Source organism: uncultured Clostridium sp., assembly GCF_963515715.1.
GTDB lineage: Bacteria > Bacillota > Clostridia > Clostridiales > Clostridiaceae > Clostridium_AW.
On the sequence record NZ_CAUPZS010000001.1, the window covers coordinates 1 to 24,591 of the forward strand.

General features: G+C 30.1%; 31 protein-coding genes and 1 riboswitch. Of the genes, 28 read left to right on the forward strand and 3 right to left on the reverse strand.

The window, feature by feature from the left end:
• Positions 1 to 294: 294 nt before the first annotated feature.
• Positions 295 to 2,037: a phospho-sugar mutase gene (locus RYO54_RS00005; RefSeq protein ID WP_399548810.1), complete on the reverse strand. Its 1,743-nt coding sequence runs from the start codon at positions 2,035 to 2,037 to the stop codon at positions 295 to 297.
• Between the two features lie 114 nt (positions 2,038 to 2,151).
• On the opposite strand from RYO54_RS00005, the gene RYO54_RS00010 reads away from it, so the two are divergent.
• The 3 genes from RYO54_RS00010 to RYO54_RS00020 all read left to right on the forward strand — a co-directional run bounded on the left by RYO54_RS00010 (position 2,152) and on the right by RYO54_RS00020 (position 4,289).
• Entirely contained in the window at positions 2,152 to 3,105 is a 954-nt protein-coding gene (locus RYO54_RS00010; protein ID WP_315114306.1) for a type I phosphomannose isomerase catalytic subunit, read from the forward strand.
• Positions 3,106 to 3,188: 83 nt separating this feature from the next.
• A complete protein-coding gene (locus RYO54_RS00015) occupies positions 3,189 to 3,365 on the forward strand; it encodes a YjfB family protein (protein WP_315114307.1) in 177 nt (58 codons plus the stop codon).
• 117 nt (positions 3,366 to 3,482) lie between these two features.
• Positions 3,483 to 4,289 carry a flagellin gene (locus RYO54_RS00020; protein ID WP_315114309.1) on the forward strand — a complete coding sequence of 269 codons (807 nt, stop codon included), beginning with the start codon at positions 3,483 to 3,485 and terminating at the stop codon, positions 4,287 to 4,289.
• Between the two features lie 80 nt (positions 4,290 to 4,369).
• On the opposite strand, the gene RYO54_RS00025 is transcribed toward RYO54_RS00020, so the two are convergent.
• A complete protein-coding gene (locus RYO54_RS00025; RefSeq protein ID WP_315114311.1) occupies positions 4,370 to 4,753 on the reverse strand; it encodes a DUF1622 domain-containing protein in 384 nt (127 codons plus the stop codon).
• 217 nt (positions 4,754 to 4,970) lie between these two features.
• Between RYO54_RS00025 and RYO54_RS00030 the strand changes: the two genes are divergently transcribed.
• Both RYO54_RS00030 and RYO54_RS00035 read left to right on the forward strand, forming a co-directional pair.
• On the forward strand, positions 4,971 to 5,159 hold the full coding sequence (locus RYO54_RS00030; RefSeq protein ID WP_315114313.1) for a DUF896 domain-containing protein: 189 nt from the start codon (positions 4,971 to 4,973) through the stop codon (positions 5,157 to 5,159).
• Positions 5,160 to 5,246: 87 nt separating this feature from the next.
• The gene (locus RYO54_RS00035; protein WP_315114316.1) at positions 5,247 to 5,579 is read left to right on the forward strand and encodes a hypothetical protein; all 333 of its coding nucleotides are present in this window, start codon (positions 5,247 to 5,249) and stop codon (positions 5,577 to 5,579) included.
• Positions 5,580 to 5,627: 48 nt separating this feature from the next.
• Here RYO54_RS00035 and greA read toward each other — a convergent pair whose 3' ends face one another.
• Positions 5,628 to 6,092 (reverse strand): transcription elongation factor GreA, encoded by a 465-nt coding sequence (gene greA / locus RYO54_RS00040; protein ID WP_315114317.1) that lies wholly within the window; start codon positions 6,090 to 6,092, stop codon positions 5,628 to 5,630.
• A gap of 152 nt (positions 6,093 to 6,244) precedes the next feature.
• A riboswitch (THF riboswitch) is annotated at positions 6,245 to 6,353 on the forward strand.
• Positions 6,354 to 6,418: 65 nt separating this feature from the next.
• Between greA and RYO54_RS00045 the strand changes: the two genes are divergently transcribed.
• The 23 genes from RYO54_RS00045 (at position 6,419) to RYO54_RS00155 (ending at position 24,563) form a co-directional block, all read left to right on the forward strand.
• Positions 6,419 to 6,934 carry a folate family ECF transporter S component gene (locus RYO54_RS00045; protein WP_315114318.1) on the forward strand — a complete coding sequence of 172 codons (516 nt, stop codon included), beginning with the start codon at positions 6,419 to 6,421 and terminating at the stop codon, positions 6,932 to 6,934.
• A 134-nt stretch (positions 6,935 to 7,068) separates the two neighbouring features.
• On the forward strand, positions 7,069 to 7,767 hold the full coding sequence (locus RYO54_RS00050) for a hypothetical protein (RefSeq protein WP_315114320.1): 699 nt from the start codon (positions 7,069 to 7,071) through the stop codon (positions 7,765 to 7,767).
• Positions 7,768 to 7,837: 70 nt separating this feature from the next.
• Complete coding sequence (locus RYO54_RS00055; RefSeq protein ID WP_315114322.1) at positions 7,838 to 8,215, forward strand: GntR family transcriptional regulator; 378 nt, start codon at positions 7,838 to 7,840, stop codon at positions 8,213 to 8,215.
• Entirely contained in the window at positions 8,208 to 8,834 is a 627-nt protein-coding gene (locus RYO54_RS00060; RefSeq protein WP_315114323.1) for a hypothetical protein, read from the forward strand. Before RYO54_RS00055 ends, RYO54_RS00060 begins: the two co-directional genes overlap by 8 nt.
• A gap of 20 nt (positions 8,835 to 8,854) precedes the next feature.
• Complete coding sequence (locus tag RYO54_RS00065) at positions 8,855 to 9,742, forward strand: ABC transporter ATP-binding protein (RefSeq protein WP_315114325.1); 888 nt, start codon at positions 8,855 to 8,857, stop codon at positions 9,740 to 9,742.
• Entirely contained in the window at positions 9,735 to 10,412 is a 678-nt protein-coding gene (locus RYO54_RS00070) for a hypothetical protein (RefSeq protein WP_315114326.1), read from the forward strand. Before RYO54_RS00065 ends, RYO54_RS00070 begins: the two co-directional genes overlap by 8 nt.
• Before the next feature lie 73 nt (positions 10,413 to 10,485).
• Positions 10,486 to 10,620, forward strand: a complete 135-nt coding sequence (locus RYO54_RS00075; protein ID WP_315114328.1) for a hypothetical protein — start codon at positions 10,486 to 10,488, stop codon at positions 10,618 to 10,620.
• 319 nt (positions 10,621 to 10,939) lie between these two features.
• Complete coding sequence (locus RYO54_RS00080; RefSeq protein WP_315114330.1) at positions 10,940 to 11,440, forward strand: gamma carbonic anhydrase family protein; 501 nt, start codon at positions 10,940 to 10,942, stop codon at positions 11,438 to 11,440.
• 108 nt (positions 11,441 to 11,548) lie between these two features.
• Positions 11,549 to 11,890, forward strand: coding sequence for a single-stranded DNA-binding protein (locus RYO54_RS00085; protein ID WP_315114331.1), 342 nt, complete (start codon positions 11,549 to 11,551; stop codon positions 11,888 to 11,890).
• A 427-nt stretch (positions 11,891 to 12,317) separates the two neighbouring features.
• Positions 12,318 to 13,274 carry a 2-hydroxyacid dehydrogenase gene (locus RYO54_RS00090; protein ID WP_315114332.1) on the forward strand — a complete coding sequence of 319 codons (957 nt, stop codon included), beginning with the start codon at positions 12,318 to 12,320 and terminating at the stop codon, positions 13,272 to 13,274.
• 145 nt (positions 13,275 to 13,419) lie between these two features.
• The gene (locus RYO54_RS00095) at positions 13,420 to 14,292 is read left to right on the forward strand and encodes a flagellin (protein WP_315114334.1); all 873 of its coding nucleotides are present in this window, start codon (positions 13,420 to 13,422) and stop codon (positions 14,290 to 14,292) included.
• Between the two features lie 414 nt (positions 14,293 to 14,706).
• The gene (flgB, locus tag RYO54_RS00100) at positions 14,707 to 15,108 is read left to right on the forward strand and encodes a flagellar basal body rod protein FlgB (protein ID WP_315114335.1); all 402 of its coding nucleotides are present in this window, start codon (positions 14,707 to 14,709) and stop codon (positions 15,106 to 15,108) included.
• A gap of 17 nt (positions 15,109 to 15,125) precedes the next feature.
• Positions 15,126 to 15,560: a flagellar basal body rod protein FlgC gene (gene flgC, locus RYO54_RS00105; protein WP_315114337.1), complete on the forward strand. Its 435-nt coding sequence runs from the start codon at positions 15,126 to 15,128 to the stop codon at positions 15,558 to 15,560.
• Positions 15,561 to 15,570: 10 nt separating this feature from the next.
• The gene (fliE, locus tag RYO54_RS00110; RefSeq protein WP_315114339.1) at positions 15,571 to 15,879 is read left to right on the forward strand and encodes a flagellar hook-basal body complex protein FliE; all 309 of its coding nucleotides are present in this window, start codon (positions 15,571 to 15,573) and stop codon (positions 15,877 to 15,879) included.
• Positions 15,880 to 15,894: 15 nt separating this feature from the next.
• Positions 15,895 to 17,454 (forward strand): flagellar basal-body MS-ring/collar protein FliF, encoded by a 1,560-nt coding sequence (fliF, locus tag RYO54_RS00115; protein WP_315114341.1) that lies wholly within the window; start codon positions 15,895 to 15,897, stop codon positions 17,452 to 17,454.
• 6 nt (positions 17,455 to 17,460) lie between these two features.
• Positions 17,461 to 18,483, forward strand: a complete 1,023-nt coding sequence (gene fliG, locus RYO54_RS00120) for a flagellar motor switch protein FliG (protein ID WP_315114343.1) — start codon at positions 17,461 to 17,463, stop codon at positions 18,481 to 18,483.
• Positions 18,467 to 19,252: a fliH protein gene (locus RYO54_RS00125; protein WP_315114345.1), complete on the forward strand. Its 786-nt coding sequence runs from the start codon at positions 18,467 to 18,469 to the stop codon at positions 19,250 to 19,252. Before fliG ends, RYO54_RS00125 begins: the two co-directional genes overlap by 17 nt.
• A 25-nt stretch (positions 19,253 to 19,277) precedes the next feature.
• A complete protein-coding gene (gene fliI / locus RYO54_RS00130) occupies positions 19,278 to 20,588 on the forward strand; it encodes a flagellar protein export ATPase FliI (RefSeq protein WP_315114347.1) in 1,311 nt (436 codons plus the stop codon).
• A gap of 15 nt (positions 20,589 to 20,603) precedes the next feature.
• Positions 20,604 to 21,056, forward strand: coding sequence for a flagellar export protein FliJ (gene fliJ / locus RYO54_RS00135; RefSeq protein ID WP_315114349.1), 453 nt, complete (start codon positions 20,604 to 20,606; stop codon positions 21,054 to 21,056).
• Positions 21,046 to 22,392, forward strand: coding sequence for a flagellar hook-length control protein FliK (locus RYO54_RS00140; protein ID WP_315114351.1), 1,347 nt, complete (start codon positions 21,046 to 21,048; stop codon positions 22,390 to 22,392). Before fliJ ends, RYO54_RS00140 begins: the two co-directional genes overlap by 11 nt.
• Before the next feature lie 12 nt (positions 22,393 to 22,404).
• Entirely contained in the window at positions 22,405 to 23,058 is a 654-nt protein-coding gene (locus RYO54_RS00145; protein WP_315114353.1) for a flagellar hook capping FlgD N-terminal domain-containing protein, read from the forward strand.
• A gap of 26 nt (positions 23,059 to 23,084) precedes the next feature.
• Positions 23,085 to 23,483, forward strand: a complete 399-nt coding sequence (locus tag RYO54_RS00150) for a TIGR02530 family flagellar biosynthesis protein (protein ID WP_315114355.1) — start codon at positions 23,085 to 23,087, stop codon at positions 23,481 to 23,483.
• Positions 23,484 to 23,564: 81 nt separating this feature from the next.
• Entirely contained in the window at positions 23,565 to 24,563 is a 999-nt protein-coding gene (locus tag RYO54_RS00155; RefSeq protein ID WP_315114357.1) for a flagellar hook-basal body complex protein, read from the forward strand.
• The last annotated feature ends 28 nt before the right edge of the window (positions 24,564 to 24,591 follow it).

Sequence of the window (24,591 nt, forward strand, 5' to 3'; positions counted from 1 at the left end):
CTTGTAAAAAGTAATGAACTTATAAGGGTTGTTGAAGATAAGATTGGAGAGTTGAATTAAAATATTAAAAATAATTGTAGTTTAACTTATAAGCCTGTACTGCTCAAAAAAGCTGATAACTTTAATGAGTAATGCAGGCTTTTTATCCGATGACTACCATCCGTAATACTCACATCTTCTACAAGTGGGAGATAACGGATGGTACGTCCCTGGATAAGTTCTTCTAAGCTTCAGTTGGAGTAAGTATTCCTTTTAAGCAAACTCCATCTGAAGCTAAGAGTCACTTGATAGCTGTTAGTTTAATTTACTATTTATTATAGACATAACATTATTTTTAAATCTATTAAGTTCAGATTCGGCATTTTCTAAGCTATTGCCTTTAACTGCAATATAAACTTTCATCTTAGGTTCAGTTCCAGAAGGTCTTACAACAAACCAAGAGCCATCTTCTAAAACAAACTTAAGAACATTTGACTTTGGAAGATTTATTTCCTTCTTTTCACCATTTGTTTCTTCTACACTTAGCTTATAGTCAAACTTGCTTATTACATTAACTCCATCGATGTCTTTAATAGTTGAATTTCTTAAAGCATCTATACAAGTAGAAATTTTTTCTTGACCTTTTTTTCCTGCAAGCTCAATTGAAATAAGATCTTCTCTAAAGAATCCATATTTTTCGTATAATTTAATTAATGCTTCGTAAAGACTCATTCCACGATTTTTATAGTACAATGTCATTTCAGCAATAAGTACTGATGCAATAACAGCATCCTTATCTCTTACGAAAGTCCCTGACAAATATCCATAGCTTTCTTCAAAGCCAAATAAATACTCTTTATCTTTATTAACTTGAAATTCTTGGATTTTTTCACCAATATATTTGAATCCAGTTAATACATCAATTAATTCAACTTCAAAGTCTTCAGCGATTCTTCTAGCACCTTCTGTAGTAACTATTGTTTTAATAATAGCTCCGTTTTTAGGTAAAGTTTTAGTTTCTTTTAAAGAACTTAATATATAATGAGTTAATAATAATCCTACTTGGTTACCTGTAAGAACCTTGTAATCCCCTTTGCCTATATTAACTACAGCACCAATTCTATCGCAGTCTGGATCAGTACCAAAAATAATATCTGGAACTTCTTTCTTAGCCATTTCCAATGCCAATTCGAAAACTTGAGCTGATTCTGGATTTGGATATGGGGCTGTTGGAAAGTTTCCGTCTGGAGCTTCTTGTTCCTTAACAACCTTAACACCTGTATATCCTAACTCAGATAAGACTCTTCTTACTGGAATATTTCCACTTCCATGAATTGGAGTATATATAATCTTTAAATCCTTAGCGTTTTCATTAACTAAATTTTCTCTTATAGTTAATGATCTAACTTTATCTATGTAGGCTTTATCTACATCTTCTCCTATATAATTAAGCAGTCCATTCTTCAAGGCTTTTTCTTCAGAAATAGTCTTAATTTCGTTAAAGTCGTTTATATTATTAACACAATTAATTATCTTGTCTGCTTTAATATCAGTTACTTGACCGCCAAACTCATCATAAATTTTATATCCGCTGTACTGTTTTGGATTATGGGATGCAGTTATAACTATGCCCCCTTGGCAACCTAAATGTCTTACAGTGAATGAAAGAACTGGGGTCGGTCTTAAACTATCATATAAATATACCTTTATACCATTGGCACATAATGTTAATGCTGCTGCCTTTGCAAATTTATCTGACATATTTCTTGAATCATATGCAATAGCAACTGAAGGATTAATAAAGTTTAAATTCAAATAATCTGCAAATCCTTGTGTTGCCTTAGATACAGTATAGATATTCATTCTATTACTTCCTGCCCCTATTACACCTCTTAGCCCACCAGTGCCAAATTCTAAATCTTTATAGAATCTATCTTCAATTTCTTTTTCGTCCTTTATATTTCTTAACTCATTTTTAGTATCGTCATTAATAATTTTAGAGTTAAGCCATGCTCGATATTTTTCTTGATACACTTCTGATACCTCCTTAGCTTTCATATAAATCTATTATACAGTAAGCATACAAAATGACAATAATTACAAATTTAAAACTTTAGAAAATAAAAATGAAAGTGACTATAATAGTATGTTTTAAATAAGGGGAGATGGTGCATGTATCCAATTAAATTTAAAAATTTATATTATGAAAAGATATGGGGTGGAAGAGACTTAGGAGAGTTCAGAGATAACTTGCCAGGGGGAAACATAGGTGAAAGTTGGGATATAGCCTGTCATTCTAATGGTATGAGCATTGTGGAAAATGGAAAACTCAAAGGCAAGAGATTTGATGAACTTATAAAAGAATATGGAAAAGAACTATTAGGAGAAAGCTTTGACGGTGGGGAGTTTCCTTTATTAGTTAAGTTAATAAATTCTAAAGAGAAATTATCTGTTCAAGTACATCCCAATGATGAATATGCAAAAAGAATAGAGAATTCTTTGGGAAAAACTGAGGCTTGGTATGTAGTAGAAGCAAAAAAAGGTGCTTCTATTATAGTAGGTACAAAAGACTGTGATAAGGAAATATTTAAAAAAGCAATTGAAGAAGGAAGAACAGAGGAGTATTTAAATAAGATTCAGGTTAAGAAGGGAGATTGTTTTCTTATAAATAGCGGTCTTGTACATGCTATTTGTGAAGGGGTTATAATAGCTGAAATTCAGCAGAATAGCGATATAACATACAGGATATATGATTACGGTAGACCTAGAGAGATACATGTAGAGAAAGCTTTAGATGTTATTGATTTTGACTTAAAAGCAATAAATGCAAGTGAGAATAAACTAGATGAATTCTATGGATATTCTAAAGGTGTTTTATGTGATAGCGAATATTTTATAATTGAAAAATATATAATTAATGAAATTCTTCGAGAAGAAAGTAATACAAGTAAGTTTTATATTTTTACATGTGTAGATGGATATGGAATTATAACTTCAGAAGATGGTACTATAGTGAAAATCCATAAAGGGGATAGTATATTAATACCAGCTGCTCTTGGTAAATATGCTATAGAAGGAAGAATAACATTATTAAAGAGTTATATAAAAAATAAGAGGAATAGCTAATGAATATAGCTATTCCTTCTGCTTTTTATTAAACTTTTATAGGTTTCACACGATATTTATTAATAAAGAAAGTAGGTGTTAATATGGATATAGGTGGATTATCTATTGCTATGAGTGGTAGTAAGGTTAAACAACAGGCTTCGTTAGCTTTAATGAAAATGGCTATGAACCAAGGTAAAGAAAATGCCAAAGCTATGACAGAAATGATGGAGAAATCAGTAAATCCTAATATCGGTCAGAATTTAGATGTTAGAGGCTAATTTAAAAACCATAAGCTTTAAGGCTATCAATTTAATTGATAGCTTTTTATATTGGGAAAGATCTGTAAACTTGTTTCCAAGTACTACGATAATATAGATAGGTAAGGAGGTGGAATAGTGCTAATTAATAATATATATACTTTTTCCTCTAGTAATAAAATAAATTCTTTTAGAAAAAATAAAGGAACTGTATTAGAAAAGGTTTCTTCAGGTAGAAGAATAAATAGAGCTGCAGACGATGCAGCGGGATTAACCATTAGTGAGAGTTTTAAAGCTCAAGTGAGAGGACTTTCCCAGGCGGAAAGGAATATACAAGACGGAATATCTATGCTTCAAATGGCAGATGGAGCTTTAGACGACATAACCAAACATCTCCATAGAATGAAGGAGTTAGCTGTACATGGGGCTAATGGAACTTTAACAGAAAGTGATAGGGATAATTTAAACAGTGAATTTAAGCAACTTAAGGAATCTATAGATAGCATAGCAGAGAATACTGAATTTAATAATATAAAGCTGTTAAAGGAAGATAAAACTATTACATTACAAGTAAGAGATACACCATACACCACTATGGGTATTAAGTTATACTCCGTAAACACAGATAGTTTGAATATTGACAGCAATAATTTAGCAACATCAGAATCCGCAGGCAATTCTATAGAAGGATTAAGAGAAGCATTGGCAAGAATAAATGAAGTTAGAGTTAATATAGGATCATATTCTAATAATCTTCAACATGCACTAAGTAATACTACCAATGCAAATGAAAATACAACAGCATCTCTTTCACGTATAAAAGATGTAGATATGGCGGCTTCTGTTATGAATATGGTTAAAAGCGATATACTGTCAAAGTATAGTGAGATGCTATATAGCAACGTTAAAGGAAATATAGAATCTATAAAAAATCTAATATATTAGCAAGTGTAGAGTGGAAGTACGCTGGAAGAGAAGTTTCAAATGAATTAGGTTGAAAAATTAAAGGACTAGTTTCAATAAAGCTAGTCCTGTATTTCTATATGTTCTTTATGTTCTATATGTTCTATATGCTCTTTGGATTCAGATTTAATTTCCCAATGAATAACAAAAGTTAATATTGCTCTAAGTGCAACGATAGAAGCTAAAATATACATTTCATCTAAAGTTCTTACTACAACGGTTTTGAGTATCTCTCCACCTAGTTTAAACTCTAAAGCTAAGGCTAGAGCATTGGCTAGATCAATCTTTATTGCAGGGTTAATCAATCTTTCCTCAGATTTTGTTGCTGCCTTTATATACTGAAAAAAGGCTTTTCCTGCACCAAAGATTATAATAAATGTACCCATAGCCTCAAGTAAATGAATTACTAAAGGTATAAATGTTCCCATAAATGATTCTAGATGCATGTCCCATTCTCCTTAAATAAATTATACTATTCTATTCATATAGATTGTACCACAATTGTATACATTATACAATTGGAAAAGTTTCTTGTGAAATAACAATAAAGTAAAGTATAATATGGAGGTCATTGCACAGGAGGTAAAAGTATTGTTGTAATAAGAATCCTATGTTATAATTTAAAAATGTTTAATATACAATAAAATTATCTGGAGGGTATTTATGAACATAGAAGCGATGATCGAAAGAATAAACTATTTATATAAAAAGGGCAAAGAAGAGGGATTGACTGAAGAAGAGAAAATTGAACAAAAGGAATTAAAAGAGAAATATTTACAAAACTTTAGAAATAATTTTAGAGCACAGTTAGAAGGCATGGGTAGAGTTTCTAACAAAGAAGATAAAAATTAAGCTAATGTTAATATTGTAGCTCAATCCAGTATATTTTTTATGATAATAATGTGCTATAATAGAAGTATAAGGATGTGGAGGTGCGCAATGGAAGAAAAGCTACTAGTTGGTCATGAAGTTGTTACAAAAATCCAATCAAGAGCTATAGCTATTAAACTAACATCAAAAGATAGACAAGTAATAAAAGAGGCTGAAGAAATTTTAGAAATTATTGAAAATATATTGAAAGATAATACATTAACTTTGAATGAAAAAATTGAAAAAAAGATGAGAGACACAAAATTTAGCGATCCTGAAATGAATGCTAATCTGTATATTTTATATAGAAAGTTGTCAGATGGCAAGATAAGCCCAAAAGATGCTGAGGCTCTATTCCAATTATATATAAATACTGAGCCTTTTGATAAAAAAATATATTAAAGAGTCCATAAGTGATAAATATGGACTCTTAGGATAAATATAGATTCTTTATACTATTTTTATTATTTCTACGTCATAATTTCCATCAGGAGAGTTTACAGTTACTCTTTTACCTATTTCAAGCTTATAAAGAGCTTTACCTAAGGGAGATTCTATGCTGATTTTCATATTTTGTAAATCAGATTCAACTGAACTTACCAAGGTCACTTCCTCTTCTTCTTCTATATCATAGAATTTTACAATAGCCTTTTTATTGAGATCAAATATATTTTCCTCTGAAGAACTTTCCACCACAATAGAATTTTTTAGCTGAGCTTCAAGTTCTAAAATTCTAGTTTCATTTAAAGACTGATCATCTTTAGCAGCGCTATAATCGGCATTTTCACTCAAATCTCCTTGTGCTCTAGCTTCTTTTAGAGCAGCTTTAATTTCCACTCTTTTTACTATTTTTAGGTATTCTAGTTCATCTTCTAATAGTTTCTTTGCAGATTTTGTAAGAATTACTTCTGACATTTTTCAACTCACTCTCCTATCCATTAAGGTCATGTTATAATTTTATCATTAATATATTATCTTATTCAATATTTTTGAATAAAAAAATAATTTTATAATATATATTGTTGATTTTAAGAATAAGTAATATAATATAAGTAAATATTTTGCTAGTTAGAGTAGGTTTTGCGCGTCAAGTGCTAGTGGACAGGAAGTTGCCACTAGACGAAGAGACCAAAAGTTTTTTCAGGTTTTGCGATGCAATTACCGCATTCCGCTAACGTTGGCTAATCCTTTCTCTACGGCAATTATTATTAATATTGCATATTTTGAGAGGAGGTGGGGATATGACAAAAACTCGAAAGTTAATATTTATTAGTTTTTTTATTGCGTTACAAGTAGTTCTTACAAGATTTTTAGGCATCGAAACCCCGATAATTAGGATTAGCTTTGGATTTTTACCTTTAGCTATGACAGGAATGCTGTTTGGACCTGTATGGGGAGGGGTAGCTGGAGCTGTAGCAGACTTATTGGGAATGGCTATTTTTCCGAAAGGTGCTTATTTTCCAGGATTCACATTAAGTACGGCTCTTTCCGGGGCGATTTACGGCTTATTCCTTTACAAAAAGTCTAAAAATTTAGTTAATATTACCCTTGCAACAGCAATAGTTGTTATTTTTGTTAACTTGGGATTAAACTCATTATGGTTGTCTATGATAACAGGTAAGGGTCTATATGCATTAATTATTCCTAGAATAATTAAGAATTTAATTGAATTACCAGTAAGAGTATTTGTTATATATGTATCATGGAAGTCCATTGGCTCATATTACAATAAAACGTATACAGATGTAGCGGTTTAATCAAAATTTACTGAAATTTAGGAACAGTTCTAATCTTATATAAGATTAGAACTGTTCTTTTTATTTGACAATTATAATAGTTGGTAATATTGTTATATATATAAGTAACTAACTAGAATGTGGAAGGTGATTTTGTGAAAGTTATAAATGAAAATTGGTATAAAAGATTTAAAGCCTTGATGAATATGATGTTGGCGAATAATGGGATTATATTTGCATTAGTTTTTATATTACTTAATGGGTCTTTGATATCTATATCTTTGATATCAAAAGTGAGAGCAAAAGAAGGTACCATGTTTTTTGCTATAGTTTTTTTAATTATATTTTTTATTTCTATTTGCGCCTTTACTGGGAATTATATAAAAAATCTATTTCATTATTTAATTTTAGGCTTTAAAAGAAAAGAATTGGTTAATAACTTATATTTAATACACGGGATTATTTCTTTTATAATTTCATTGAGCACAATAATTTTTTTAAACACTATGGTATCTAGCGGAGAGTTTTTTATTTATTTTAATTATAAAATGAAAAAAGAACCTATAGTATCTACACTAATAATCTTCATTACCTCTTTCATAATTTTATATTTTATTTGTATTTTTGCTTCTTATTTAGCCATTGAACCCAATAATAAATTAATTATTTTTATAGGTCTGCATAATGCTATTAGATATTTATTTAAAATCGATATAGTAGGTATAATAATAGATTTTTTAATGGAGTACATATTTATCAATACATTTACAGCTTATATAATAATTATTGCAACAAGCTATATAATATATAAAATATGCTTAAAAAATATAATGGAACGTGATATAGCTTATTAAGACAGTTAAAATTCAAAACTGATATGACTATAAAATGAGATATTTTTTAGACTAGAGAGGTGATAAGTATTTGAAAATTGTTTTAGACAATTTGAAACCTATATATATTCAAATAGCTGAAGGTATAGAAGACGACATTCTAAATGACCTTATTAAAGAGGACGAGCAGGTTATGTCTACCAATCAATTTTCAGAAGTATATGGCATAAATCCTGCTACTTCAAGAAAGGGGATAAGTATTTTAGCTGATGAAGGTATACTCTATAAGAAGAGAGGAATTGGTATGTTTGTTAAACCTGGAGCTAAGGAATATATTAAAGAAAAGAGGAAAAAAGGTTATTTTAATGAATTCATACTTAAAGCTATAAAAGAAGGGAAAAAAATAGGAATATCCATTAGAGAAATAGTAGATATGATAAATGATTATGGGGAGGGGAAGAATGAGTAGGACATTAAAACTATGGTTATTTCAAACCAAGATAGAGGCTAGAAATAACATTTTTCTAATTGTTTACATGATAATAATGTTCATATCTTTAATATTTAATAGCCCACCAAAGGGTTATTCACAATATGCAAGTTATAATCAGATTACAACGATGGTTAGTTTCATTATATTGTTTTGGAGGCATAAAAAAACCTTAGAAACCTTTTTAAAATTAGGTGTAAGTAGACGTAAATATTTTAAGCTTAAAATATTTAAAAGTATCATTATAATTTGTATAACCACAGTATTAATATCAGCGCATTTTTACATGTATTCTTCAGGAAGTTCAAGTATAAATACAATGATAAAAATGATAAGGCACTATTTTATGTATTTTTCACTTTTATTTAGTGTGAAAATTTCTTTTGAATTACTATACAATAGTCATTATGCTATTGTAGGTTATGCCATGATGTTTTTTTATTTTATACTATTTTTCAGCTATGGAACTTGGATTTCATTTTGGTATGTGGAAGACATACTTAAACTGTCCCATGTATTTTTAAAATGGACAATACCAATAATTATATTCAATTTATGGATGAGCTATGTATCGCTTAAAACTATTGAAATAGATTAAGTTTTTGGGGGAGATATAAAATGGATTTAGCAGTAAGAATTAGAGATTTAAATAAAAGCTTTGGTAGAAATTTAATTTTAAATAATTTTTCTTTAGATATAGAAAAGGATAAAATTTATGGTTTGGTTGGTAAAAATGGAGCGGGAAAAACTACTTTGTTAAAAATAATTAGTTGTCTTTATGTGAGAAACTCAGGGGTGCTGGAGGTCTTCGGAGAAGAACCCTTTGAAAATGAAAAGATTTTGTCGCAAATGTGTATGACAAGTGATGCAGATAATTTTATCCCAGGGATGAATGCTTTTGAAATATTTAAAATGGCAAAGTTATTTTATTCTAATTGGGATGAAGATTTTAAAGAAGAATTGATTGGAGAATTTAACTTAGATACATCAAAACGGTACTCAGATCTTTCCAAGGGAATGAAAAGTGTTGTAAATATAATAGTAGGATTAGCATCTAGAGCTCCTTTAACTATTTTTGATGAACCCTATTCTGGACTAGATCCTACTAATAGAGATATGTTTTACAAAATTTTATTACGTGACTATGAAGAAAACCCTAGAACTATAATATTTTCTACTCATTATCTAGAAGAAGTAAGTATGCTATTTGAAAAATTGATTATAGTTGATAAAGGTAAGTTGCTTCTATGCGAAGATGTGGATGAGTTAAAGGAAAAATCCTTATATTTATCTGGAATCCCTGGAAGTATTGATATGATAAATGAAAACTACAATATTTTAAGCATGGAAAAGGTTACTGGTACGGAATTTATATCTATATTTCAAAAACTAAGCCAGGAAGAAAAACAAAGTTTAGTGGAAAAAGGATTTAGTATAGAAAGTATGCCTTTGCAAAAATTGTTTATTAACTTAACTTCTAAAAAGAAGGTGAGGTCCAATGGATAAAATAAAAATAAATAGAATAAAAACACTTTTAAAAGCTAAATATTCTAAGGGGTTAATAGTATTTTTTTTAATGATTCTTTGGATGTTATCTTTTTTCATTGCATATCTTTTACCTTATGAAATTGGAGAAAGTTTTAATCAAGAGCTATTATTTTACTACTATCCTCTATCTTTAATATGTTGGTCCTTTGTTCTAGAGGGAGTAAGATTAAAAGAAGGAAGTAAATATTTAAGATTAGGAATAATACGAAAAGATTTTTTGATAACCAGTATGGTAATAGAAAATATAATTATTTTCATAATGGGATTTTTTATTTCTTCAAATATCTTTATATTAATTGAGGGAACTAGTCTTTCATTTTTGGGTTTTTTTATAAATAGAAGCTTAATAGGTATTTTAAAATTAACATTACTAAACTATATATTTATAAATTTTAGTATAGGTTTAGGTAGATTTTTATTTATAATACTAGATAAATTTATATTTGCTTGGATTAAGGGACTTATTTATCCAATAATATATTTTATATTCATATCATCATTTATGAAAAAATTTAATTACGCTTTAATTCAATTAGATTATAAAAAATTATTAATTCCTTCCATAGCTATAATGATAGTAATCAACTTATTTTATTATAAAATTTGGTTAAAAAAAGATTTGATATAAATCTTTAAGAATAAGAATTGAAAAATACAAAATAATATATAGTAATAAATATATTTTGAGAGGAGAATAAATTATGAAACCATTTAGAGGAGATAAACACCAAAAAAGTGGTAAAAATGATGGCGTAAAGCCACCAGACAGAATGAGAAAAAGAGATGAAAAAAATCCTCCTAAATTTGAAAATTTTAAAGGAGAACCTATAGAATAGCTTGAAAATTAAGAAGTTATTAATTTTATGTATAAAATTTACAAAACTTGTTAATAATTAAAATGGTTAATGAATCACATCAACTTAATATCATTTTAGGCCCCTATATAAAAAGAGAACTGCATCCCCCTTTTAGCAGTTCTCTTTTTATATGGGACAATGTAGATGTTTGTTTATATAAAAGAAATTAATATATCTTAAGTATTTAGGTTTTAGTCGATTTAATTTTTGTTGATAGATTAAACATAGTTTGAAGTAGTAAATTTAATTTTGTATAATTAACCATATATATTAGTACTTAAGAGGAGGAATGTTTGTTTTGATAAAAAAAATTAAAGATAGAGAGCCTAAAATACACAAAAGTTGTTTTGTAGCTGAAACTTCTCACGTGATTGGAGATGTTACTTTAGAAGAAGGTGTTAATCTGTGGTTTGGAAGTGTATTGAGAGGTGATACTAACAATATTATTATAGGTAAAAATACCAATATACAAGATAATAGTGTTTTACATGTAGATAAGAATCATCCATTGATTATAGAAGAAAATGTAACAGTAGGCCATGGTGCTATATTACATGGATGTAATATAGGAAGTAACTCTTTAATTGGTATGGGAAGCATTGTATTAGACGGTGCTGTGATTGGGAAACACACTTTGGTTGCTGCAGGGAGTTTAGTTCCCCAAGGAAAAGTGATACCGGATGGTGTATTATGCATAGGATCGCCAGTAAAAGTCATCAGAGAGCTTACTGAGGAAGAAAAAACAAACTTAACTCAAAGTGCTCTTAACTACGTAGAATTATCAAAAGCTTACAAATAGAATAACTAAGAACCAAAAGAATTTAAAATATTCACCTTATATTAAAATAACTGATTATAAATTTTAATAATGGCCATAATTATTAAAAAACAGGTTAGAGGTGGAAAAATGAATAAGGTTTTATTAATTGGTAGGCTTACTAAAGATTGTGAATTAAAACAGATTGGAGAAGAAGGCAATTTGTTGATAAATTTCACCATAGCTGTTCAAAGATCTTATGTCAACAATAAAGGTGAAAGAGAGGCGGATTTCATACCGGTTTCCTACTGGAGAAAATCTGCAGAAACATTAGCTCCTAACTTAACTAAAGGAAGACTTGTTAGTATTTTAGGTAGAATTAATGTGAGGTCCTACACAAATGCAAATGATGAGAAAAGATATATAACGCAAGTAGTAGCAGAACAAATTAACTTTATGGAGCATAGCAGAGTTGATGAAGAAGTTAAATAATTTATAGGAATAAACCCTTGCAAAAAATGTGAGGGTTTATTTATTCAGGGTAAATAAAAATTAGGACAAAACTTTTAAAGCTTGTAAAATTTTAGAATTACAATCAATAGGTATTTACGATATGTATATATGAATATTTGAAAATATATCTGTAAAACATAGAAGAGCTAAGCATGTAGTGAAATAGCGACTTTTTTCGGAGCGGCTTCACTATGTGCTTAGCTCTCTATTTCGCACAACAAATTAACTCTGTAGAAACTTACAGCTGTAAAATATATTGTAAAACATAAGGAAACTAAGTATATAATTAATTATGTTGAATTATAATTTTCAATGTAGCGCAATTCTTCTGCAAGTTGAAATACATTAAATTAAATACTATTATATAAGTAAAGATAAAATTTATTGGCTTAGGAGGAATAAAATTATGAAAATAGTTATACTTGAACCTTTAGGATTACCAGAAAAAGAAGTAGTCTCTACCTTTAGAAACATATTAGGTGAGGGACATGAATTAATAATACATAATGATAGAGTTGATGATATTGAAAAATTGAAAGAAAGAGCTGCTGGTGCCGATGTATTAGTAATTGCTAATATGCCTTTAAAAGGAGAAGTTATTAGATCAGTGGATAATTTAAAATTAATATCTGTAGCTTTCACCGGTGTGGACCACGTAGATTTAGAGGCTTGTAAAGAAAGAAATATTTTAGTTTGCAATTCAGCAGGATATAGTACAAGCTCTGTTGCTGAATTAGCTTTCGGATTAATTCTTTCATTATTAAGAAACATAGTTCCTTTAGATGAGAAAACTAGAGAGGGAAAAACTAAGGATGGATATTCACAAAGGGATTTATGTGGAAAAACTCTGGGAATAGTAGGTGCTGGAGCTATAGGACTTGAAGTAGCTAGAATAGGAAAGGCTTTTGGATGCAATGTTATAGCTTATAATAGATCTGCTAAAAGTAGTCTAAAAGAACTTGATATTAAACAAACTACCTTAGATGAAGTTTTATCTCAAAGTGATGTAGTATCTATTCATGTACCTTTAAATGAAAATACTAAAGGCTTAATTAGCAAAGAAAAGATTTCTTTAATGAAAGAGAGCTCTATTTTAATAAATACTGCTAGAGGACCTATAATAGATAATGAAGCTTTAGCTGAAGCTTTAAGAGAAGGAAGAATTGCTGGAGCTGGTATTGATGTTTTTGATATGGAACCACCTCTACCATTAGATTACTCATTATTACATGCTCCAAACGCAGTAGTTGCACCTCATGTAGGTTTTGCAACAAAAGAAGCAATGATTAGAAGAGCTAAGATAGTTTTTGAAAATATATTAAAATGGTTAGAAGGAAACCCTCAAAATATTATGTCAAAGTAGAATAACTATGTATTGATACAAATAGTTGATTAAATACCATTGATGTATTGTAACTTTAAATTGCCATGCTCTAAAATATTTTGCTAAAGAATGCTTATTTAATTACGATAAAATATAAAATGAATACGTCAATGGAGTGATAAAAATGAGATTAAGTCATAATTTACCATCATTAAATATATTCAGAGAATATGTAAAGAATACAAAGAAAAATAGCCAAGCATTATCTCGAATATCCACAGGGGAAAAAATAATAAAAGCTGGAGATGATCCCTATGGTCTATCTAAAAGTGAAAGAATGAGGATTCAAATAAGAGGCATGCAAATGGCTCAAAGAAACCTTCAAGATGGTGTTAGCATGCTTCAAACAGCGGATAGTGGCCTAGATTCATTAAATTCAATAACTCAGAGAATGAGAGAACTTACAATACAATCTGGTAATGGTTGTAGTGATGAGGATAAAAAAATAATTAAAAGTGAAATGGATGAAATGATAGAGGCTTTTAAGACCATTGTTAGCAACACGGAATTTAATGGAACCAAACTATTAAATGTGGATGAAGATAGGCTGATGCAAATTGGAACTAACGTTGGAGATAATATGGATATTCCTTTAGTGAATTTATCTCCTGATAAAATAGGAGTTATGAAGAAGAATGATTCAGGAGAGCTGGAGCTAAAAACACTTCAAGATTTAAAAGATAAAGACATATTAAGTGAGGATTTTATCGATAGTTCATTAGAAATCTTAGATGCTGTTTCAAATAAGCTTGTAGATGTAAGGAGTAAGTATGGCGCCATTAATAATATGTTTGAAGGCGAATACGATAATTTAAGTGAATTTGAAATAGGGGTTACAGAGGCGGAAAGCTCAATTAGAGATGCTGATGTAGCAGAAGAGATTATAGAATTTGCTAAAACTGGACTATTAATGGAAGCGGGTAATGCAATGATGGTTCAATCAAATAAATTACCGCAAGAAGTTTTAAGGATACTGGAAAATGTAAGAAGTAGATAATATTTTATGAGAGATTGTCAAAAAAATTAGACAATCTCTCTTCTTTTATCTAAAAATAGAATATTATTAGATAAAAAGCTAAAATTTGCTTTGCTATACTTATTTAGCTAATGTAAAATATAATTAATAAGGAAATGTACTTTAATATGTCCACATATTACCTGACAATGTTCTGGATTTTGTCTATATATAAGGCTATAAAACAAAAAGTTTAATTTAAATATAAAATAAATTAAAAAAATTTAAAATATGTGTAGAATTTAAATTGAAAATATTGTATAATGAGTATGTAAAATTTAACTTGTATATTATTGTAAAAATAAATAGATTTAAACCATTATTTGAAGAAATTTATAACTATTAGATATTATATGAAATTAATTAAAATTTTATGTTATATGGAGGATGATGTTAATGAAGGTTGATAATAGTTCCATGGATAAAACGAACTATAATCTTATAAGAAAAGCTTTAGATGCTTCAACAAAAAGAAGTGAAGTTATAGCAAATAACGTAGCAAATGTAAATACGGCAAATTATAAGAGGAACTATGTCGTTTTTGAAGAAAATTTGAAGGGTGCTTCTGAAAAATTGAATTTAAAGAATACGAGTAAAGCTCATATTAATGTGGCTTCCTCAGAAGGAGAAGTAGAAGTTAAGAAAGATGAGACATCAAGTATGAGACAAGATGGTAATAATGTAAATATTGATTTAGAAAAAGTAAACCAAGCATCAAATAATTTAATGTATAATGCTTTGATAAGTCAAATTAATAATAGATTATCAACAAAAAGATACATAATAAATGGTAAATAAATGGGGGTGGATTAACTGTGATAAAAGCATTTAACAACATGAGAATTAGCGCTAGTGGACTTTCAGCAGAAAGGTTAAGAATGGATACTATCGCTTCAAATATAGCAAACGTATCAACTACAAGAGGAGAAGATGGAATGCCTTATAGAAGAAAGGTTGCTATATTTCAAGAAAATTTGACAAATGAATTAAATAAAGAAACAAGAAAAAATGAAGAGCAATTTCTTGGAGTGAAAGCTGTTGGGGTTATAGAAGATAACTCAGAACTTAGAAGTGTGTACGACCCCTCTCATCCAGATGCAGGAGAAGATGGATATGTACTAATGCCTAATGTTAATGTTTTAAACGAAATGGCAGATATGATTGCAGCTACACGGTCCTATGAAGCTAATGTAGATGCTATTAATTCAGAAAAAAGTATGTTTATGAAAGCTTTAGAAATTGGAAGGTAGGTATTAGAATATGAGAATAAATGAGTTTACTCCAAATCCTAAAATATTTGAGGAAATGAGCTTAAATAAAAATAAGGATACAAAAAATGTAGAAGAAGATAAAGATTTCATGGGTCTTTTAAAGAAACAGTTAGATAGTTTAAATGATAAGCAGATTCAAGCTGAAATATCAACGGAAGCCTTTATAAAAGGTGAAGAGACAAATATACATGATGTAGTACTAAATGCTGATGAAGCAAAGATGTCCATAGAATTGGCAATACAAGTTAGAAATAAAATAGTAGAAGCATATCAGGAGCTAAGTAGAATGCAGTTATAGTAAGGAGTGCTATAGATGAACAAGCTATCCCAAGGGGTAAATAAACTTAAAGAAACTTTAGGCAATTTAAGCAAGAAAAAGAAGATAGCTTATGGTGCAATATTTATAGGTATAATATGTACATTAATTTATTTAGGAATAACTCTGACTAGTACAAAATATTCTGTTTTATTTTCTAACATAGATAACAATGACATGGGATCCGTTTACAATAAACTAAAAGAGAAGAAAGAAAACTTTAAGGTTGAAGGTAATACCATATTGGTGCCTAGCGAAAAAGTTGATAGTTTAAGAATGGAGATATTGTCAGAAGTTCCTATGAACAGTGGAAGTCAAGGTTTTGAGTTATTGGATAAAAGCAAATTTGGAGCTACAGATGCTGAGATGAAAATCAATTATCAAAGAGCATTACAAGGTGAACTAGAAAGAACTATAAAAAGTTTTCCTGAGATAGATAATGTAAGAGTTCATTTGGTTTTACCAGAAGATAGTGCTTTTATAAAAGATGAAACCCCAGCTCAAGCTTCCTTGACATTAAAACTTAAACCATATAAAAAGCTATCGAAGGATCAAGTTAAAGCAATTGTAGCATTAGTTTCAGGAAGTGTTAAAAATCTACCAAGAGAGAACATTGAGGTCAATGATACTAATGGAAGTCTTACTAAGGATTTATATGAAGATGAAGAACCAGATATGGCAGGGGCGGCAGAAAAACAACAGGCCTTAGAAAGAGAATATGAAAAAAATTTAGAAAATAAAGTAATTAATATGTTAGAAGCAGTTTATGGAAAAGATAGGGTAAGAGTAAAAGTTAGTGCAGATTTAAACTTTGATGCTCATGAAAAAGAAACTACAATATATGATCCTAAGAATGTAGTGGTTAGTGAAAATTCTATTAAAGAAATTACAAATAATAATGAGGGCCCTAATAGTGGAAGTCCTGTAGATGATAACATGGGAAATAGGGCAGAAGATAATGTGAACAATGGAACTACAACTCATGAAGAAATCACTAAAAATTATGAGGTGTCAAAGGAAAACAATAAATTAATCAAAGCTCCTGGATCAGTAGAAAGAGTTACTGTATCAGTAATATTAGATGGAGTTTTAGATAATGCCACTAGAAATTCTGTAACTAACGCTGTTTCATCAGCAGTAGGATTGGATAAAGACAGAGGAGATCTTGTAAGTGTTGAAGGATTACCTTTTGATACTGGAGCTAAAGATGGTACTAATAAAGATCTAGATGATATGGAAAAGGATGCAGAAAAGGCAAGGAAGATGAAACTTTATACAAACTTAGGAATTATCGCAGGAGTACTATTACTATCACTTATAATATTTATTGTTATAAGAAGAAGACGAAATAAAGATGAGGACGTGGAATTAGAGGGAATAGATGTAGTATTGGATGATGAAACACCAGTAGAAGAGGTACCAAAGTTCAAACCGATACAGTTAGATATAGAAGATGAAAAATCACATATAGAGAAACAAATTAGAAAATATGCTACCGATAAGCCAGAGCAAGTTGCAGAAATAATTAAGGCTTGGTTGGCAGAAGATGAGAGGTGATGGCATATGGCTAGAGGTGGAGATTCAAGTAAATTAACTGGAGTTCAAAAGGCAGCGATATTATTTATTACACTAGGGCCAGAAGCATCTGCCGCGATAATAAAGAAATTGCCTGAATCTGAAATACAAAAGATAACATATGAAATAGCTAATATTACTGCTGTAAAGTCAGAGCAGAAGGAAAGAATATTAGATGAATTCATTCAGATGAACAAGGCAAAAGATTATTTGACAGAAGGTGGCATAGAATATGCAAGGAACTTACTTGGAAAAGCTTTAGGAAGTCAAAGAGCGCTAGAGATTTTAGAAAAAGTTACAGAAGCTACTCAGCAATTTAGGCCCTTTGCTATAGCAAGAAAGGCTGATGCTGCTCAGTTATTAAATATTATATCTAACGAGCATCCTCAAACAATTGCTTTAGTTCTTTGTTATCTTCAACCTGATAAATCAGGGCAAATACTATCAGAGTTGCCTGAAGATTTACAAGGAGAAGTGGCTTATAGAATTGCAACTATGAATAATACTTCCCCTATAGTTATAAAGGAGATAGAAAAAGTATTGGATAATAAACTATCTTCAGTTGTAAGATCAGAAATGAAATCTATAGGAGGAGTTCCTACTATTGTTGACATATTAAATCAAGTTGATAGAACAACTGAAAGAAACATTACAGAATCACTAGAAAGAGAAAATGGTGAATTGGCTGAAAAGATTAAGGCATCAATGTTTGTTTTCGAAGACATTGTTACATTAGACGATGTTTCAATTCAGAGGGTTTTAAGAGAAGTAGAGACAAAGGAGTTAGCATTGGCTTTAAAGGGATCTTCGGAGGAAGTAGCAAATACAATATTCAGAAATCAATCAAAGAGAGCGGCTGCATCATTGAAGGAAGATATGGAATTCTTAGGGCCTGTTAGAATTATGGATGTTGAAAAAGCTCAGCAGAAGATAGTGAGTATTATAAGAAGACTTGATGAAGCAGGAGAAATAGTAATATCAAGAGGTGGGGAAGATGCAATCATTATATAGTAAGGTGTTAAAGAATACCACCGTAATAAATAACGGTAAAAAAAAGATTGTTACAGAATATACACCACCAGTAAATGCTGCAGATATTATTGAAGAAAAACAAAGAGAAGATAATGCAAAAGAATTCATAGAAAGCTATGAGAATCTAGCAAAATCAATGCTGGAAAATGCAAGAAGAAAAAGTGAGCAAATTTTATCTAAGGCTTATGAAGACGCTGAAAAAATAGAAGCAGAGGCATATCCTATGGCTTATGAAAAAGGATATGAAGAGGGCAAAAAAATAGGATATGATGAAGCTTATAAATCAGGCTATGAGGAAAATATTAAAAAAGCTAATAAAGAAAGAGAAGAGTTAATTAAGAATGCTCAAAGTATGTCCAATGAAATAATTAATTCGGCAAAAGAAGAGTATATTGAGTATTTAGAAGAGAAAAAAGTAGAAATAAAAAAATTAATAAAAGAAATTATTGAGTCAATTATAGCTAAAGAATTTAAAGAAGAAGATGGCTTGAATTCTATGGTTATGGAGATATTAGAGGAAGTAAAAGCTTCTAAAACTGTGATTATTCGATGCAATAATATATATAAAGATGAACTAGAAGAGAATATTTCCAAATGGAAAGAGAACAATGCTTTTAGAGGAGATATATTTGTAATTAAAGATGATTCATTAGAAGAAGGTAATGTTTGCATTGAAAAGGATAACGGAAAGATAAATATAAATAAAGACTCAATATTTAAAAAGATAGGGGAAATCCTCAATGGTTAAATTAAAAAATATCTGAGGTGTTTAAATGGAAATGCTAGACTTTAAGACTATAAAAAAGAGAATAAAAGAAACTAGCTTTTACGAAAGAGAAGGCATAGTAAAGAAAGTCATTGGATTAACCATTGAAGTGGAAGGCATTAAGGCTTTTATAGGAGAGGTATGTACTATATATAATGAAAAAAATACTTCTATTGTATGTGAAGTGGTAGGTTTCAAAGAAAATAATGTTATATTAATGCCTCTAGGTGAATTAACTGGAATTGCTCCAGGATGTAGAGTGGTTCCTTCAGGAAAACCTCTAAGTGCAAGGTGTTCTAATGAACTCTTAGGAAAGATATTAGATGGATTAGGAGAATCATTAACTGAAGATGAGTTAAGAGGTGGAGTGTTCTATCCTTTGGATAAAGAACCTCCAGATCCTCTAAAAAGGAGAAGAATTAAAGATGTAATTTCTACTGGAGTTAGAGCAATTGATGGATTTTTAACTTGCGGTGAAGGACAAAGAATAGGTATATTTGCAGGTAGTGGTGTAGGTAAAAGTACTACTCTTGGTATGATTGCAAAATATGCTGAAGCAGATGTGAATGTTATATGTTTAATCGGAGAAAGAGGAAGAGAAGTACTAGATTTTATAGAAAAAGATTTAGGCCCAGAAGGAATGAAAAAAAGTGTAGTGGTATGTGCCACTTCTGATAAGCCGGCTTTGGTAAGAATTAAGGGAGCTTTCACCGCTACAGCTATTGCGGAGTACTTTAGAGATCAAGGGAAAAAAGTAATATTAATGATGGATTCGGTAACAAGATTTGCTATGGCTCAAAGGGAAGTTGGACTTGCTATTGGAGAACCACCGGCTACAAAAGGGTATACTCCCTCTGTATTTGCCATGCTCCCTAGGTTAATGGAAAGAGCAGGCATGTCGGATAAGGGTTCTATTACAGCCTTCTACACAGTTTTAGTAGATGGAGACGATTTTAATGAACCTATTGCAGATGCTGTAAGAGGAATTTTAGATGGACATATTGTCTTATCTAGAGCTTTAGCTGCTAAAAATCATTATCCGTCCATAGATGTATTAAGTAGTATTAGCAGACTTATGTCTGAAATAGCCGATGAAGATCATAAGATGGCTGCTTCTATTGCAAGAGATTTAATAGCTACTTATAAGGAAGCTGAAGATTTAATCAATATAGGTGCATATGTAAAAGGAAGCAACAAAAAAATTGATTTAGCCATTGAATATAACGATGAAATTAATTCCTATTTAAAACAAGGAGTTAATGAGCATACAACTTTTAAAGATACTGTATCTAGAATTGTAAATATGTTTAATTCTTAATGAAAAGGTGATCTTATGAAAAAATATAATTTTAGACTTCAAAAATTACTAGATATGAGGATAAATAAAGAAGAGGAATGCAAAAGAACATTCCAAAAGGTTCAAAAGGATAAATTTGAAGCTGAAAGTAAATTAAATGACTTAAAAAATAGCTATAAAAAACACAATAGAGTTGAACAAAAGGGTACAACTATTGAAAGAAAGATGAGACAACAATATCTTAGCACATTATCTAATTCAATTAATGTTGCTACTACAGATTTAGAAAAAAAGATAAAGGTAGTAGATGATGTTAGGGTAGAGTTGAGACAAAAACAAATGGATAGAAAGACGGTAGAAATATTAAAAGAAAAATCTTGGCAAAGTTATCTAAAGGAGCAAGAGTTAATTGAACAAAAAACAAATGATGAATTTGCTCTATACGGATTTTTTAGAAACTTGAAAGGAGGTGAGTTAAATGATAGATAGTATAGATATTATGTTAAATAAAACTACTTATAAAGCTAATGATTCCAATCATAAAAAAACAGCTAACAAAGAAAAAAAGGATTTCAGTAGTATATTGAATAATTTTAGTGAAGTGAAAAAAGAAAATAAGGTGAATTTGCCTAAAAAAACTAAAGAAGCTTTGGTGACAGCGAATTCGAAGGATAGCCAATCTACTGATACAGATAAAATTAATCCGGAAAAATTAAAGGAAGAATTAAATTTAAAAGATTTAGACGTTGAAGATTTAAGCATTAGTGAATCCTTAATTTTACTACAGTATTTGCTTGATACGACTAATGTAGACATGCCTCATGAGGCCATGGCTGAAAAGATTGAAGGGATTATAAATGCTGTAATTACAGAAGAGTTTATAAATTCCAGTGATAAAAATTCAAAAGTAGATTTTATTTTAAATAATCTATTAAATAATAAAGAACTAGTCAATGGAGAACTACTTGAAGAAAATAAACCTTTAATAAATGAATTAGTTAAAAAAGTAGAAAGTGACTTTAAAGAAATTATTAATCTAAAATCTGAAGAAGGATTCTCCGATGTAAATTTGGTTCAAAAGATAAAATCTGAAATATTGGATGGAATAAAGAATAAAGACATAGTAAAAGATGATGAATCTACAATTAAGTCTGACATAATCAAGGAAGAAATGCCTGTAAATTTAGCAAATAGCTATAAAATGGGAAAAAATAATGAAAGTGATCAATTTTCAGAGTCTGATGATAAACATCAAGGGAAGGAAGAGAAATTATTATCTAGCATTATAAATAATAAAGAAGAAGATAAAATATCTAAATTTATTAATTTAATGCCGAATAATAAAAACTCTTTAGAAGTTTCAGCAAAAGAATTTAAACTTGAAGAAGTTGTGATAGGAAAAGAAACTATGGTTAGAGATATTGTTAAAGCTGTAAAGTACATGGATACTGGTAATTTAAAAGATTTAACAGTAAAAATTAACCCTAAGGAATTAGGTGAAGTAGTTATAAGCATAACTATGGAAAATGGAAAGATGAAGGCTTCTATTACAGCTAATACAAAAGAAGCATATAACTTAATAAATTCAAACATGAATGACATAGTTAATAAACTTGAAACTTCACAAATCAAAATTCAGAACTTCACTTTAAATCTTTATGAAGATACTACCTTCTTTAAGGGAGATGGAAAAGGTCATGGAGAAAGTCAGAATAATCAAGGAAGAAAAAATTCATCCTTGAGTGCTATCGACGATTCTTTAGATAGTGATGATGGATTAGGAAACATAAGTGAAGATTTAAGAAATGTAAATACTTTAGCTTAGGAGGGAGAATGAATGTCAGACATACTAATATCTCAAAAACTAAATTCCCTAGCAGGCACACAAACATCTAAAGGAAATTTCCTTAAAAAAGATGGAGAGGAATCAGATACACCAATATCTGAAAAAGTTAATGCCAACACAGGTACGAAAACTTCCAGAGGGACTCCTATTAGAAAACCAGGAGACGATATGGATAAGAATGCTTTCTTAAGAATTTTAGCTGCTGAATTATCCAATCAAGATCCAATGAATGCAAAAGATGGAACTGAATTTGTTACGCAAATGGCACAATTTGCTTCCATAGAACAAATGTCAAATTTAAATAGCAACATGAGATTTGTTGGAGCAACCTCTCTAATAGGAAAAGCTGTAATGTTAAATAAGTTTGATTTAGATGGTAACTTATATATGGGTAAAATTACTGGTGTTTCTAGAGATGGAGATAGCATCAGAATTAATGTGTTAGTTGGATACGAGGAAAACGAAGATGGTGAAACCATTGCAGTAGTTAAGCAGTTTATGCTTGAGGATATACTTGAGGTTATAAATGTCAATGAAGCACCAGAAGAACCAGGGGAACCGGAAGAACCGGGCGAACCAGAAGAGCCAGGTGAACCAGAAGAGCCAGGTGAACCAGAAGAACCGGGTGAAATACCAGAAGATTAAGGTGAGGAAAGTAAGGTTGAGTAAGTATGAGCTATAGAATTATAAATGGAAAAATGCAGTATGTTCAAGAGCTGCAACCATATTCTATCTCAAATAATGTAAAAAAAGTTAATAACCACAATGGATCTGTTAACTTTAATGAAATTCTACAAAATGAGATTAATAAAGAATCAGATTTTGTCATATCTAATCATGCTAAACAAAGGTTATTAGAAAGAAATATTGAGTTTAGCCAGAATGATCTAAATAAAATAAGAGAAGGTATAGATAAGGCAGAAGAAAAGGGATGTAGTGAAGGGGTAATTTTATATAAAGATATTGCTCTTGTAGCTAGTATAAAGAATAGAACAGTGATAACAGCAATGAATAAAGATGAGAGTCAAGGGAATATATTCACAAATATCGATAGTTTAGTAATATTATAGAGGCTGGACCTTCGGGAGGCCTAGTTCTGCTGAATGATTGATGCAGGACAAGATAAAATTAATTTTGGAGGTTGGAAAACTATGTTAAGATCAATGTATTCAGGTATAAGCGGATTAAAAGCTAATCAAGTAAAACTAGATGTAATTGGTAACAACATTGCCAACGTAAATACTACTGCATTTAAAACTCAAAGGGTTAGATTTCAAGATATGTTAAGTCAAAATTTAAGAGAAGCTACAGGACCAGGGACTAGCACAGGAGGAACAAATCCAAGCCAAGTTGGATTAGGTGTTCAGGTTTCAGGAATTGATACTATAATGGAACAAGGTAACATGCAATCAACTGGTAATGCATTTGACTTTGCAATAGATGGAGATGGATATTTTGTTGTTGCTAAAGGTAAAACTGGAGAAGAGGCAGGGGTAGAAGTAACAGAAGATGGAACCATAGATACTGAAAATGAAGGTGTAGGAGATTATGAAATGTCCTATACAAGGGACGGGTCATTCACATTAGATGAATTTGGCCAATTAGTAACTTCTGATGGATATAGGGTTATGGGATATGAAATTACTGGAAGTGAAATTACATACGATGAAAGTGGTAGACCAGTAATAGAAGAAGCAGCTGATGTTAATGGAGAAAATGGAATTACTGCTACTAATAAGTTGGTTCCATTAGCTATTCCTGATGAAGTAGCTGGAGAAAGAGTTAAGAGTTTTACTGTAGATAAAAATGGAGTAATAAAAGTAACATTAAGTGGTGGGAGTATGAGGGCAATTGGTCAAATAGGAATGGCTAGCTTTAAAAACCCAGCTGGTTTAACAAAGGAAGGTAAGAATTTAAATTCATCCTCAGCAAACTCAGGACAAGCTGTTTTTAGAAGTGGTGTTGGAGCTGAAAATAGCAATGAAAAGGGCTATGGAAGCATTAATCAATCAATGTTAGAAATGTCTAGAGTAGATTTAGCAGAACAGTTTACAGAGATGATTGTTGCAAGTAGAGCTTTCCAAGCTAATGGTAAAGTTATTACTACAGGAGATGAAATACTTCAAGAACTAGTAAACTTGAAGAGATAGTTTTTTAAGTAGTTGAGAATTGAGAGTT

What these genes read in the sequence shown, in the direction of transcription:
- fliJ (WP_315114349.1), top strand. Translation starts at nt 20,604, where the DNA reads ATGAAAAAATATAATTTTAGACTTCAAAAATTACTAGATATGAGGATA.
- RYO54_RS00140 (WP_315114351.1), top strand. Translation starts at nt 21,046, where the DNA reads ATGATAGATAGTATAGATATTATGTTAAATAAAACTACTTATAAAGCT.
- greA (WP_315114317.1), bottom strand. Translation starts at nt 6,092, where the DNA reads ATGTCAGAAGTAATTCTTACAAAATCTGCAAAGAAACTATTAGAAGAT.
- RYO54_RS00005 (WP_399548810.1), bottom strand. Translation starts at nt 2,037, where the DNA reads ATGAAAGCTAAGGAGGTATCAGAAGTGTATCAAGAAAAATATCGAGCA.
- RYO54_RS00015 (WP_315114307.1), top strand. Translation starts at nt 3,189, where the DNA reads ATGGATATAGGTGGATTATCTATTGCTATGAGTGGTAGTAAGGTTAAA.
- fliE (WP_315114339.1), top strand. Translation starts at nt 15,571, where the DNA reads ATGAGAATAAATGAGTTTACTCCAAATCCTAAAATATTTGAGGAAATG.
- fliI (WP_315114347.1), top strand. Translation starts at nt 19,278, where the DNA reads ATGGAAATGCTAGACTTTAAGACTATAAAAAAGAGAATAAAAGAAACT.
- flgB (WP_315114335.1), top strand. Translation starts at nt 14,707, where the DNA reads ATGAAGGTTGATAATAGTTCCATGGATAAAACGAACTATAATCTTATA.
- RYO54_RS00090 (WP_315114332.1), top strand. Translation starts at nt 12,318, where the DNA reads ATGAAAATAGTTATACTTGAACCTTTAGGATTACCAGAAAAAGAAGTA.
- RYO54_RS00085 (WP_315114331.1), top strand. Translation starts at nt 11,549, where the DNA reads ATGAATAAGGTTTTATTAATTGGTAGGCTTACTAAAGATTGTGAATTA.
- RYO54_RS00010 (WP_315114306.1), top strand. Translation starts at nt 2,152, where the DNA reads ATGTATCCAATTAAATTTAAAAATTTATATTATGAAAAGATATGGGGT.
- RYO54_RS00030 (WP_315114313.1), top strand. Translation starts at nt 4,971, where the DNA reads ATGAACATAGAAGCGATGATCGAAAGAATAAACTATTTATATAAAAAG.
- RYO54_RS00060 (WP_315114323.1), top strand. Translation starts at nt 8,208, where the DNA reads ATGAGTAGGACATTAAAACTATGGTTATTTCAAACCAAGATAGAGGCT.
- RYO54_RS00070 (WP_315114326.1), top strand. Translation starts at nt 9,735, where the DNA reads ATGGATAAAATAAAAATAAATAGAATAAAAACACTTTTAAAAGCTAAA.
- RYO54_RS00025 (WP_315114311.1), bottom strand. Translation starts at nt 4,753, where the DNA reads ATGCATCTAGAATCATTTATGGGAACATTTATACCTTTAGTAATTCAT.
- RYO54_RS00145 (WP_315114353.1), top strand. Translation starts at nt 22,405, where the DNA reads ATGTCAGACATACTAATATCTCAAAAACTAAATTCCCTAGCAGGCACA.
- fliG (WP_315114343.1), top strand. Translation starts at nt 17,461, where the DNA reads ATGGCTAGAGGTGGAGATTCAAGTAAATTAACTGGAGTTCAAAAGGCA.
- fliF (WP_315114341.1), top strand. Translation starts at nt 15,895, where the DNA reads ATGAACAAGCTATCCCAAGGGGTAAATAAACTTAAAGAAACTTTAGGC.
- RYO54_RS00075 (WP_315114328.1), top strand. Translation starts at nt 10,486, where the DNA reads ATGAAACCATTTAGAGGAGATAAACACCAAAAAAGTGGTAAAAATGAT.
- RYO54_RS00035 (WP_315114316.1), top strand. Translation starts at nt 5,247, where the DNA reads ATGGAAGAAAAGCTACTAGTTGGTCATGAAGTTGTTACAAAAATCCAA.
- RYO54_RS00045 (WP_315114318.1), top strand. Translation starts at nt 6,419, where the DNA reads ATGACAAAAACTCGAAAGTTAATATTTATTAGTTTTTTTATTGCGTTA.
- RYO54_RS00155 (WP_315114357.1), top strand. Translation starts at nt 23,565, where the DNA reads ATGTTAAGATCAATGTATTCAGGTATAAGCGGATTAAAAGCTAATCAA.
- RYO54_RS00125 (WP_315114345.1), top strand. Translation starts at nt 18,467, where the DNA reads ATGCAATCATTATATAGTAAGGTGTTAAAGAATACCACCGTAATAAAT.
- RYO54_RS00095 (WP_315114334.1), top strand. Translation starts at nt 13,420, where the DNA reads ATGAGATTAAGTCATAATTTACCATCATTAAATATATTCAGAGAATAT.
- RYO54_RS00065 (WP_315114325.1), top strand. Translation starts at nt 8,855, where the DNA reads ATGGATTTAGCAGTAAGAATTAGAGATTTAAATAAAAGCTTTGGTAGA.
- RYO54_RS00150 (WP_315114355.1), top strand. Translation starts at nt 23,085, where the DNA reads ATGAGCTATAGAATTATAAATGGAAAAATGCAGTATGTTCAAGAGCTG.